Raw genomic sequence first — 11,448 nt, 5'->3', positions numbered from 1 at the left:
GGAACGTAGCAAGCGGATGCCGGGATGTCCCGTTATGTCAGCACCAGCGCGGGGCCTTGCCGATGTTGTCGATGTACCGGGCCGGGCCCCAGGCCCAGGTGCCGTCGGCGAGCAGGTACCAGAGCGGGTTGCCGTCGACGGTGTCGCCCGGCGCCTTGCAGAAGATGTCGACCACGGAGCCCCTGGGGGCGAAGCCGATCACCTCGCTGCCCGTCGAGGGGGAGGTGTGCAGGCGCAGTCCGCCCGGGGCGGTCACGCGCCCCTGGTAGAACGTCTCGCCGGGCGGGCTCGGCGGAGTGGGGTGGCTCTCCCCTGCGACGGCGGGGGCGGCCGCGGCGGCGAGCAGAGCGGTGGCGGCGGCGCCCATGGCGACGCGGGACAGGGAACGGCGCAGGGCCATGCGAACCTCCGGTGTGTCGGGACCCGTTCGTCCTGCCACGCTGGCACGCGCCGCGCCGCCCCGCCCGCCGTGGAGCGCCGTCCGGGTGGGACCGGTCGCGGGCGGGGGAGCCGGGGGCCGGTCCGGTGGCGGGGGGTCAGTCCGGCAGGGGGGTGGCGCGGCCGGGGTCGAGGAGGGGGGACATCAGGTCGCCGTCGCGTTCCAGGCGGGCCAGGACGTCGGGGGCGCGCAGCGTGAGCCGTCCGGGCGAGGCGGAGGCGACCTCCTCCCAGGAGACGGGGGCCGAGACCGCCGCCGTCGGCCGGGCCCGGACCGTGTACGGCGTGGCCGTGGTCTTCCGGCCCGCGTTCTGGCTCCAGTCCACGAAGACCTTCCCCGGCCGCAGGCTCCGCGTCATCCGGTGCACCACCAGCCGCGGCATCGCCGCCTCCGCCTCGACCGCCAGCGCCTTGGCGTAGGCGCTGGTCCGCCCGGGCGACCCGCCCCGCACCGCCGCCAGCAGGTGCAGCCCCTTGGAGCCCGAGGTCTTCGGGTACGCCTCGATCCCGTCCCCGGCGAGCCGGTCCCGCAGCCAGAGCGCCACCTCGCAGCACTCGGCGAGCCCGGCCGGCGGCCCCGGGTCCAGGTCGAACACCAGCCGGTCCGCCTCCTCGGGGTCCTGGGCGAGCCACTGGTGGGTGTGGAACTCGGTCACCAGGTTGGCCGCCCACATCAGCGAGGGCAGGTCCTGCACCATCACCATCCGGGACGGCCCCTCCGACCGGGGGACCTCCGCCGTGGTGACCCAGTCGGGCGTACCGGGAGGCACGTTCTTGGAGAAGAAGACCTGGCCGTGGGGCCCGTCCGGATACCGCAGGAAGGACACCGGACGGTCCCGCAGGTGCGGCAGCATCGCCCCGGCGGCCATGGCGTAGTAGTGCAGCAGCTCCCCCTTGGTGAAGCCGTCCTCCGGATGGATCACCTTCTCCAGGTTGGAGAGCGGGATCCTCCGCCCCTCCACCTCTGTGATCGGCGTCATACGATAAGAATCCCACGCATCATGGCCATAGCGGTGGAAGTCCGGCGAAAGGGTGCTGAACGTGCGATCGATCTGGAACGGCGCCATCTCCTTCGGCCTGGTCAGCATCCCGATCAAGCTGGTGAACGCGACCGAGAACCACAACGTCTCCTTCCGGCAGATCCACACCGAGGACGGCGGCCGGATCCGCTACCGCAAGGTCTGCGAACTGGAGGGCAAGGAGGTCAGCCAGTCGGAGATCGGCAAGGCGTACGAGGAGTCGGACGGCTCGATGATCCCGATCACCGAGGAGGACCTCCAGCAGCTGCCGATCCCCACGGCCAAGACCATCGAGATCGTCGCCTTCGTGCCGAACGAGCGGATCGACCCCCTGCAGATGGAGTCCGCCTACTACCTCGCCGCCGGCGGCGCGCAGGCCGCGAAGCCGTACACGCTGCTGCGGGAGGCGCTCAAGCGCAGCAACAAGGTCGCCATCGCCAAGTTCGCCCTGCGGGGGCGGGAGCGGCTGGGGATGCTGCGAGTCGTGGACGAGGCGATCGTCATGCACGGCCTGCTCTGGCCGGACGAGATCCGCCGGCCGGAGGGCGTCGCGCCGGAGGGCGACGTCAGGATCCGGGACCAGGAGCTGGACCTGGCGGACGCGCTGATGGACACGCTGGGCGAGGTCGACCTCGACGACCTGCACGACGAGTACCGGGAGGCCGTCGAGGAGATGGTCGCGGCCAAGGCGGCGGGCCAGGAGGCGCCGGCGATGCCGGAGGCGCCGGCCGGGGGCGGGAAGGTGCTGGACCTGATGGCGGCGCTGGAGAACAGCGTGCGGGCGGCGCAGCAGTCGCGAGGAGAGGGGGAGGGGGCGGGGGAGGGGGACGAGGGCGAGGGGTCCGGCGAGGTCCGTCCCATGGGCCGCTCCCGCACGAACCCGAAGGACACCTCCGGCAAGAAGTCCACCTCCACGGCGAAGAAGACCGCCGGGAAGAAGACGGCGTCCTCCGGCGGCGGCTCGGGCTCCCGCGGAGGCTCCGGATCGGGGTCCGGCTCGGGCTCCGGTTCCGGCTCGGGCTCCGCGAAGAAGTCCACGACGGCGAAGAAGACCGCCGCGAAGAAGTCCCCCGCCAAGAAGACCACCTCGCGCAAACGCTCCGCCTGAGGCGCCTTCCGCCGGGCGTCGTGCGCCGGCCGCCGGGTCAGAGCTCCTGGGCGGGCCAGTTGAGGAGCCGGGCCCCGATGGCGGCGGTCTGGAGCATGTACCGCTGCGCGGGGTCGGCCGGGTCCGCGCCGGTCAGCTTCCGTATCCGCTCCAGCCGGTACGTCAGCGCCCGCACGCTCAGCGAGAGCCGCCGCGCCGCCTCGGCCGCCACGCACCCGGAGTCGAAGTACGCCGTCAGCGTGTCCAGCAGCGGCCGGGCCCCGCCCCGCGCGCCCCGCAGCGGCCCCAGCGCGCTCACCACCAGGTCCGCCAGCGCCTGCCGGTCGCGTGCCAGCACCGGGTAGACCAGCAGGTCCGCCGCCTTCAGCACCGGCCCGGCGAAGCCCAGCCGCTCCGCCATCTCCAGCGTGCTCAGCGCCTCCTCGTAGGACTGGACGACGCCGCCCGGACCCGGATGGGCCCGCCCCACCGCGACCCGCCCGCCGTCCGTCGCCGCGTACGCCTGCTTGGCGAACCAGGTGAGGACCTCCTCCTGGTCCCCGGGCGCGACGCACAGCAGGCGTCCGTCCTTGGTGGTGACCAGGATCCGCCGGCTGTCGAACCGCGCGGTCACCGCCCGCGCCACCTGCCGCGGCACCGGTTCGCCCTCGTCGTAGGCGACGGGCCCCTCGGCCACCGCCACCTGGTGCGCCCGGGCCAGTCGCAGCCCGAACCGTCCGGCGCGCTCGGCCAGCCGGCCCAGGTCGCTGCGGCCCAGCAGCAGGTCGTCGATGAACTCCCGCCGCGCCGCCTCCTCCTGGCGGATGGCCTGACGCTGCGCCCGCTCGTACCCCTCGGCGAACGCGTCGACCGCCTGCTGCACCGCCGAAAGCGCGCAGTCCGCCGAACTCCTGCCGCGAGCACCGGCGTTGGGGCCGGCGGGCCAGGCGTCGCGGGCCGCGGCGAGGTGCGCGCTGATCATCCGGCGCAGCCCCAGCCCGGCCTCCGCCGCCCGCTCGCCCAGATCACGGCGGGACTCCAACTCCTGGCGCGTCAGGCGGCGTCCGGTGGCGGCCACCTCGGTGAGGATGCCGTCGAAGCCGTCCAGGAAACCCGCGGGCTCCGCGCTCGCTGACGACATCTGCGACCCCCGCATCTTGACGTGTTCTTGACGCCGCTCCGGCAGGCAGACCCTAACCAACACTGCCGGAAACCGGCAATGCGCCGCCAAGGGCGGGGAGTTCATGATGGGGCCGGAGGGAGCCCGGCGGACGGCTCCGGTTCCGGACACCGGCAGTGCGTCCCGCGTCCGGGCCGGAGCCCACGGGCGCCGCCCCGGAGCCGCCGGACTGTCGGAGGCGCGTGCCAGGCTGCACCCCGAGCGTCTCCGCCCCGCGTGGTGAGCCGCGGGACACACCTGTCGTCCGCGGGTCCCGCACCCCGCCCGCGTACGACCGCGACCGAAAGGAGCACCGGATGGCCCCCTACCTGATCCCCGTCGCCCCCGCCCTGCTGCTGATCGCCGTCTCCACGGCCTACCAGGTCCGCCGGGACCGCCGGGTCCTCGAGGCGTTCCTGCCGTGCGAGGAGAGCGAACCGACGGGCTGACGGGCGCGCCCGGCCCGGTGGCGGGGGCGCACCGGGGGTTCCCGCGGTGGCGGTCCCCCGGTCAGTAGTCCGGGAACTGGATCAGCCGGTCCCTCGCCCCGGCGATGTCCGGCCGGTACACCTCCGCGTCCCACTCCTCCCGTTCCACCGGCTCCAGCCCGATGGACACGGCCCCCTCCCGCACCCCGAACGCCTCCCGCACGGCCTCCGAGACCCGGGCCGCGAGCCGCGCCCGGGCCTCCTCGTCGAGGTCCTTGGGGAAGTGCTTGATGATCACGTGCGGCATCGGCCGGCCCTCCGTCCACGTCGGCCGGGCACGCGACCCCCGCGCGCCCACCCCCCGATGGTGTCAGCGGCGCCCCACCCGGACGACGGCGGCCCCACCCGGGCGGCGCCGGCCCGGCCCGGGTGGGGGCGGCCCCACCGCGGCGGCCGTCGGCCCGCCCGGGCGCCGTCAGTCGTCCAGGTAGTCCTCGTCGATGTCCTCCTCGTCCAGGTCGTGGGCGGTCATGACCTTCGCGGCTTCCTCGGCGGCGCCCCGGGAGCGCAGGAGGAGGACCAGGGCCACGGCCACCTCCCAGTCGTCCTCGGAGCCGAGGGAGAGCGACGTGCGGGCGGCCTCCTCCGCGGCCGCGCGCTCGCCGAGCCGGTACCGCGCCTTGGCGAGGAGTGCCAGGGCGCGGGCGTGGCGGACCCGGTCCTCCGGGTCGGCGTCGGCGTACGCCTCGGGCACCGCCTCGGCGTACGCCGCGGCCTGCTCGTACCTCCCGGTGCGGTAGAGGACGTGGGCGATCCGGAGGCGCGCGACGGCGGCCCGCGCGGCGTCGACGCCGGGCTCGGCGAGGGCCGTCGTGACCTCCGCGGTCAGGGCGGCCAGCGCCTCCGGGCCGTCGGCGGCGTGCGCGGCCATGACCAGGGTCCGGAGCCGCTGGTCGGTGTCGCCCTCGGCGGCGTACCGGCGGGAGGCGGACAGGAACCAGCGGTGGCGCGCGGCGGGGGTCGTCTCCTCGCGGGCCAGCTCCTCCTCCAGCCGGGGCCGGGGCGGCAGGCCGGGGAACCCGCCGTCGGTGCCCTCCAGCAGGCCGCGCAGGGCGGCGGCCGCGCGGGCGGGGTCGCCGTCCGCCCGGTGGGCGCGGAACAGCAGCCAGGCGGCGCGCGGGGCGTGGCCGGCCAGACCGAGCCGGCCGACCTCGCGGGCCGCCTCCTCGGCGGCCTCCGCCGCCTCGGTGTACCGGTCGGCCTCCAGCAGCTCCTCGGTGGCCTCCAGGCGGGCCACGGCCGCGGCCGGGCCGTCGCCGGCGGCGGTCAGCGCGGCGACGTCCTCCACCAGCTTCCTGATCCGCCGTGCCCGCGGATCGGTGGCCCGGTGCGTGGCGGTGTGGAACACGTCGAGCGGCAGCGGCTCGCCGAGCGGCCCCGCCGCCATCCGCTCCCGGAGGCGTTCGCCCTGGTAGCCGTTGCCGTTGCGGGCGTCGAAGCGGTCGGCCAGCCGCAGCACCCGCTCCCGCAGCCCGGCGGCGAGCGAGGCCACCGTGACCGGCCCATGGCCCTGGCCTCGGCCCTGGTCCTGGCCCTGCGCCCAGGCGGTGCGCGAGCGCACCGGACGGTCGCCCTCGCCGCGCTCCTCCAGCGTGCGCAGCACCGCCACCGAGGCCGCCGCGAAGTCGGCCTCGGCGAGCGGCGTGCGCGGCCGGTCCAGCCAGTGCAGGTGGCGTTCGACCAGGTCGAAGCCGCGCTCGGGGTTCCCGGTGTGCACGCAGAACATCAGGTGCAGCCCCAGCTCGGCCAGGTGGTACGGCTTCTCCCGCAGCAGCCGGTAGGCGGTGCGGTGCGCCTCCAGCGCCTTGTGGGGCTGCCCGGTCCGCAGGTACGGCAGCAGCAGCTCGGAGTTGATCCACTGCGGCTGGTCGGTGCACCAGGAGGTACGGGCCGGCTCCCCGACCGCGATGGCCTCCTCGTCGCGGCCCAGCGCCACCAGGGTGCGGGTCTGGCTGCTCGGCACGCAGCCCGAGCAGTCGGAGAGGTGGTCGCGCGGGGTCCGGGCCATCCGCTCGTAGTGCGCCCGGGCCGCCTCCAGTTCGCCCACGCTCTCGGCGATCAGCCCCCGGTGCTGGAGGACGGCGTGCAGGCTGTGCCCGCCGAGCCGGTAGCGGCGCTCCATGTCCTCCAGCAGGTCGTGGGCCCGCTCCAGGGGGATCTCCGGGAACTGGTGGACGTTGTAGATCATCCACTTCATGTTCCAGAGGAGGCTCCGCTCGTGCCCGCCGCCGAAGCGCTGTGGCTCGCGGTCGTAGGCCGCCCGGCACCAGGAGAAGGCCACCAGTGCCTTCTGCGCCGCCCCGTTGTTGTGGAACACGGAGGTCGAGTGCATCCGGACGTCGAAGGCGAACTCGACCAGCCCCAGGGCGTCTGCGTGCCGCGCCACCTGCTCCAGCGCCGCGAACTTCGCGGGACCGGCGGGCATCCGGTGCGTGTCGGCGTAGAGCTGCCGGACCTCCTGCTCGGTACGGCTCATCGGTCCTCCCCGGAAGACGTGGCGGACGCGGACACGGCACGGCCGATCAGACCGAGGAAGGACTGGTTGAGCACGGCGGTGTCGGCCGGCCGCAGCGGGTGGTGGCCGAGCAGCAGGGCCTGCACGTACAGCCCCTCCAGGCAGGTGGCCCGCAGTTCGGGGTCGACGAGGGTGAGCACCTGCCGGGCCAGCGGGTTGCGGTGGTTGAGCACCAGCCGCGGCCGGGGCTCGGCGGCGTCCTCCAGGCTGCCCAGGATCGACGCCCACACGTCGTCGACCTGGCTCTTCGTCTCCCGCAGGTCCATCTGGAACGCGGTGTCGTCGTCCAGGAGGTAGAGGGCGGGCAGGCCGGCGGGCTGGAACGACCGGACCAGCAGGTCGCAGCCGAGCTTCGCCAGGACCTGTTCGGACGCCGCCAGCGCGGGCGCCAGCGCCTTCTCCTCCGCGGCCTCCAGCCGCTCCAGGTGCGTGGTGAGGTCGCCGGCCCGCAGCACCTCGGTCTCCAGCGCGGGCTCCAGGGCGGCGAGCCGCTCGAGGATCTGCGCGTCGTACACGTAGCCCGCGTTGACGACGGCCAGCCCCTGGGCCGCGGCGACCGGGGCGAGCTGGCGGAACTCGTCCACCAGCGGCGTCCAGCGGACCAGTCCGTACCGCTCGCGGAACTCGGTGAGGGTGTGCGGGCCGACGTTGGTCTCCATCGGCCAGAAGTCGGCGACCAGGCGCAGCATGTCGTCGTCGTGCAGCGCCAGTGCCTTCACCCCGAGGTGGTGCACCCGCAGGAACTCCCGCAGCCGCGCCGGGTCCTGGCGGCCGAGCCGCACCAGCCAGGCGCGCAGCACGTCGCCCAGGGCGTCGCGGGTGGACTCCAGCAGGGCGTCCTCGTACAGGGCCTCCCGGCTGGCGGTGGGCCGCAGTTCGGCGGTGTCCACCACGCAGCGCACGAAGAACGCCCACTCCGGCAGCAGCCGTTCCGCGCGCTCGGACAGCAGCATCTGCTTCAGGTACACCCGGTGCGCGGCCGGCACCGAGGGGTTGGCCGGCATCGGCAGCACGAACGCCACGCCGCGCAGGCCGGCCTCCGCGGTCTCCAGGTCCACCACGTCGAACGGGGTGAACCCGAAGACCTCCTGGCAGTACGCCTCCAGCCGGGCCCGGCGCCGCGCGGGCGGCTCGTCGGCGGGGCGGTCCCAGGGCGCGGGGCCGCCGGTGACCTCCTCGCCGTCCACGGTGACCGCGTGCGGCAGCCGCCCGCCGAAGCGGGTCACCAGCTCGGTCACCGAGGCCCGGGTCAGCAGGTGCTCGCTGCCGCGCCGGGGGCGCAGGGTGACCGTGGTGCCGGTCTCCGCGCGCTCCTCGCCGGGGCCGGCGGTGCGGACGGTGTAGCTGCCGTCGGACCTGCCGTGCCAGAGCACGGTCGGCTCGCCCTCGCGGCGGGTGGTGACCTCGATGGCGTCCGACACCATGAAGCAGGACAGCAGCCCGATGCCGAACTGGCCGAGGAACTCGTGGCGGGCGAAACCGAGTTCGTCCCGCTTGGAGCTGCGGCCGATGGTCGCCAGCAGCTCGTGCACCTGCGTCTCGGACAGGCCGACGCCGTTGTCCGTGACGGTCAGCGAACCGTCCCCCGCGCTGTCCGCCGACTCCAGCGCGATCCGGCCGACGCCCCGCTCCCCGGCGTCGGCGCCGTGCGCGGCCGTGATGGCGTCCACGGCGTTCTGCAGCAGCTCCCGCACGTACACCTGCGGGCTGGTGTACAGGTGGTGGCTCAGCAGATCGACGATCCCCCGCAGATCCACGCGGAAACTCTGACTCACCTGGTCTTCCCCCCATCCGCCCTTCCGGGCTCCCGAACTGGGGGAACACTAGACCGAGTCGCCGACAGCCGCGTCCGAATTCCGTCCGCCGGGTCACCAGTACACGGCGTTCTCCATACAGCCGAAGACCTCGTGCCACTCGCTGTGCTCGTCCGTGAAGGGCAGTGGGTCGACGTCCCGGACGCGGGCCCTTCCGGCCTCGACGAGGGAGGTGAGCTGTTCCTCCTCGTCGGGTTGCCCGACGACCGGTTCGCAGGCGCGGGCGGTCTCGACGGCGACGACGATGGTCCGGACGAAGGACGACAGGTCGGCGTGGAGGAGCAGGGGCCGCAGCGGGCCCTCGGTGAACTGGTAGACCTTGCCGGAACGCGGGTCGGCCCACACCGTGTTGACGGAGAAGTGCCCCAACGGCACCCAGTCGTCGACCTCGGGCCCGACCTCCCAGCCGGCCGCCGCCAGTTCTTCGTAGCCGCCGACGAGTTCCGGATCGTAGGCGTCGGGGACCCGGAACTCCAGGCCGTACTCCTCGACCCCGGGCACTCCCACGGTGGCGAGGAACTCCGCGGCCTGACCCCGGAACCCGTACCGCTCGGCCACCCCCGGCGGGCATCCGGTGCACCGTCCCGTCGACCCCGGCCGCCCACTCGACCTCCGCCCGGGTCACGGTGAACAACACGGTGGTTTCGCCTCCGGCGACGACGGTCTCACCAGTAAACGACGTTCTCCATGTTGCCGAAGACCTCGTGCCACTCGCTGTGCTCGTCGGCGAAGGGCAGCGGGTCGACATCGCGGATGCGGGCCTTTCCGGCTTCGACGAGGGCGGTGAGCTGTTCCTCCTCGTCGGGCTGCCCGATGACGGGTTCGCAGGCGCGGGCGGTCTCGACGGCGACCACGATGGTTTTGACGAAGGACGACAGGTCCGCGTGGATCAGCAGAGGCAGTCCCGGATCTTCGGTGAACTGGTACACCTTGCCGGAGCGCGGGTCGACCATCACCGTGTTGATGAAGAAGTTGCCGAGCGAGACCCATCCGTCGATCTCTGGACCGACCTTCCAGCCGAACTCGACCAGTTTCTTGTGGTCGGCCAGCCAGTACGGGTCGTACGTCTCGGGCGGACGGAATTCGAGGCCGTATCTGGCGACCTCCGGAACGCCCACTGAGGAGAGCATCTCGGCGTTCTCGCTGTGGAAGCCGTATCGTTCGGCCACTTCTGAGGGCATCCGGTGTACTGTTCCGTCGATCTCGGTCGCCCGCTCGACCTCTTCGCGGGTCACGGTGAACAGCATGGTGGGGTCATACCTCCGACGGGACGCCTGGTCGTTCGGCTCTTCGGACGTGGATCACCGCCTGGTCATCTGCTGCCCAGGGCCGTGCTCCTTGTGGAAGTTTTCGAGCGCGGTCCGATACTCGCGGTGCTCCTTGTCCTGGTTCTTCTGCTGCTGATCGTAGTCCGCGGTGTGGGTGACCTGGAGGTCGGAAGGGAAGTGCTGGTAGAGCCACTGGTCACATTTCGGCATCTTCTGGCATGGCTCGCGCTCGGTGTACAACTCACTCACCCGCCCCCCTTGCTCGTGTCTCAGTAGGGGGTAGCCCAGTACGCGTTCCGAGTGTCGGCCTTCGCTGTGACCGACAATGATCACCGAGCTCTTGCCGTCCTCGCTGAGGTATCGCGCCGCCGCGTAGTTGCGGCCCTTGTAGTAGGACTGCGCGTGCCGAGCGAGCTGGGTGGCGTGTGCGAGGTCGTTCTTCTCGCCGGGCGCCAGCTTGCGGGACCGCACCCGGCCGGGTTCCGGCCCCGCGTCGGCCACGCGGTACCGCTGGCGCTCCTGCGCGTTCGGGCGCCAGTAGGTGCCGTCCGGCTCCAGGAGATCACCGACGATCGCTTCGTTCCTCGACACCGGCGTCTTCGAGACCGTGCCGTCACGGTAGATCTCCACGACCGTGCCGTCCGAATTGAGGAGGTACATCCTCTCCTCGTCCGGAGTGTCGACGTCGTCCATCTTCTTCTTGGCGTCGAGGTCGCGTTCCTTCTGGTCCTTCTTGGCGCGCTTGATGTCGCTCTGGTGCCGGTCGACCACCTCGATCACGTCGTCGATCTTCTTGTCGACGACGTCCTCGCACTTGTCGATCACCGTGGCCAGCTTGTGGAAGCGGCTGTCCTTCTTGACCGAGGATCGCCGCTTGCCGCCGCTGGTGCGGTGCGTCTTCTTCTTGTCGTCGAAATTCTTGCGGGCCTTGTCCAGGTCGCTCGCCGTCTGCTCGAACTCTTCCTCGACGACGACGAGTTCGTCGTCGGAGTCGGCTCCGGAGCTCGGCCCGGCCCCCGGTTCGAGGCCGTTGACCCGCATGCCGCCGCCGTCCTGGTGGCCGCCTCCGCCGACGTGCTCGGTCAGGATGCGTTCCAGCTCGGCCAGGACCATCGCCTCGATCTTCTCTGTGACGATGTCAGTGATCATGCCGACCGCGTAGCTGATCGCCTCTTTCACGGCCAGCCGGCAGGCCGCAACGGCGGCGGCACTGAGGGCGGTGCTGGCGCCCAGGGTGAAGATGGCGCCGACGATGCCGGCGGTGGCAGTGGCGGCGGTCGCGGTCAGTTCGGCGATGCATATGTACTTGCAGCCTTCGATCAGCCCCGCGCACTCGTCGAGGGCACCGGCCAGCGTGTCCAGGGCGTCCGCGAAGGGGCCCAGATCCTTCTGGGCGAGCTTGGTCCACCGGGCGTCGACCGCAGCGACGGTCTTGCCTTTGCTGCGGCCGCCCACCAGGTGGGAGTGCGCGGTGTTGCCGTCCTTGACGGCGTCCCGCAGCCCTGAGGCGAGAGCGCGGTAGTCGTCGGCGGAGGAGCGGATCTCGTCCTCGTCGATGTCCGGCCAGGCGACACCGATGATGTCCAGGACCTTCACCAGTTCGTCGGGCAGCATGATCCCCACGTGGCGCGCCCTCCCCCGTACGGCGGCGTGTCAACTC

General features: G+C 72.7%; 10 protein-coding genes and 1 pseudogene. 2 read left to right on the top strand and 9 right to left on the bottom strand.

All coding sequences use genetic code 11. From position 1 onward, the window contains the following. Positions 1-37: 37 nt before the first annotated feature. Both ABZ836_RS11315 and ligD read right to left on the bottom strand, forming a co-directional pair. Positions 38-400: an SH3 domain-containing protein gene (locus tag ABZ836_RS11315; RefSeq protein ID WP_356130544.1), complete on the bottom strand. Its 363-nt coding sequence runs from the start codon at positions 398-400 to the stop codon at positions 38-40. A 136-nt stretch (positions 401-536) separates the two neighbouring features. Next, the gene (gene ligD, locus ABZ836_RS11310; protein WP_361141384.1) at positions 537-1,418 is read right to left on the bottom strand and encodes a non-homologous end-joining DNA ligase; all 882 of its coding nucleotides are present in this window, start codon (positions 1,416-1,418) and stop codon (positions 537-539) included. A 61-nt stretch (positions 1,419-1,479) separates the two neighbouring features. Between ligD and ABZ836_RS11305 the strand changes: the two genes are divergently transcribed. Continuing rightward, on the top strand, positions 1,480-2,565 hold the full coding sequence (locus tag ABZ836_RS11305) for a Ku protein (RefSeq protein ID WP_361141382.1): 1,086 nt from the start codon (positions 1,480-1,482) through the stop codon (positions 2,563-2,565). Between the two features lie 37 nt (positions 2,566-2,602). Here ABZ836_RS11305 and ABZ836_RS11300 read toward each other — a convergent pair whose 3' ends face one another. Then, complete coding sequence (locus ABZ836_RS11300) at positions 2,603-3,685, bottom strand: helix-turn-helix domain-containing protein (RefSeq protein WP_361141380.1); 1,083 nt, start codon at positions 3,683-3,685, stop codon at positions 2,603-2,605. Positions 3,686-4,020: 335 nt separating this feature from the next. Between ABZ836_RS11300 and ABZ836_RS11295 the strand changes: the two genes are divergently transcribed. Next, on the top strand, positions 4,021-4,152 hold the full coding sequence (locus ABZ836_RS11295; protein ID WP_356130552.1) for a hypothetical protein: 132 nt from the start codon (positions 4,021-4,023) through the stop codon (positions 4,150-4,152). Positions 4,153-4,213: 61 nt separating this feature from the next. Here ABZ836_RS11295 and ABZ836_RS11290 read toward each other — a convergent pair whose 3' ends face one another. The 6 genes and pseudogenes from ABZ836_RS11290 to ABZ836_RS11265 form a co-directional block, all read right to left on the bottom strand. Continuing rightward, positions 4,214-4,438, bottom strand: a complete 225-nt coding sequence (locus tag ABZ836_RS11290; RefSeq protein WP_356130553.1) for a tautomerase family protein — start codon at positions 4,436-4,438, stop codon at positions 4,214-4,216. A 168-nt stretch (positions 4,439-4,606) separates the two neighbouring features. Continuing rightward, the gene (locus tag ABZ836_RS11285) at positions 4,607-6,667 is read right to left on the bottom strand and encodes a hypothetical protein (RefSeq protein WP_361141378.1); all 2,061 of its coding nucleotides are present in this window, start codon (positions 6,665-6,667) and stop codon (positions 4,607-4,609) included. Continuing rightward, positions 6,664-8,481, bottom strand: coding sequence for an HSP90 family protein (locus tag ABZ836_RS11280; RefSeq protein WP_361141376.1), 1,818 nt, complete (start codon positions 8,479-8,481; stop codon positions 6,664-6,666). The genes ABZ836_RS11285 and ABZ836_RS11280 overlap by 4 nt, the downstream gene beginning before the upstream one ends. Before the next feature lie 93 nt (positions 8,482-8,574). Next, positions 8,575-9,084: pseudogene (locus tag ABZ836_RS11275) on the bottom strand (SUKH-4 family immunity protein); the annotation flags it as partial. Between the two features lie 101 nt (positions 9,085-9,185). Then, positions 9,186-9,767: an SUKH-4 family immunity protein gene (locus ABZ836_RS11270; protein ID WP_356130561.1), complete on the bottom strand. Its 582-nt coding sequence runs from the start codon at positions 9,765-9,767 to the stop codon at positions 9,186-9,188. A gap of 54 nt (positions 9,768-9,821) precedes the next feature. Next, entirely contained in the window at positions 9,822-11,402 is a 1,581-nt protein-coding gene (locus tag ABZ836_RS11265) for a nucleic acid/nucleotide deaminase domain-containing protein (protein WP_356130720.1), read from the bottom strand. Positions 11,403-11,448: the final 46 nt, after the last annotated feature.

The organism is Streptomyces sp. NPDC047130 (assembly GCF_040643475.1).
Taxonomy (GTDB): domain Bacteria; phylum Actinomycetota; class Actinomycetes; order Streptomycetales; family Streptomycetaceae; genus Streptomyces.
Note: the sequence above shows the minus strand (reverse complement) of the source record. Positions and strands in the feature narration are given on the sequence as shown.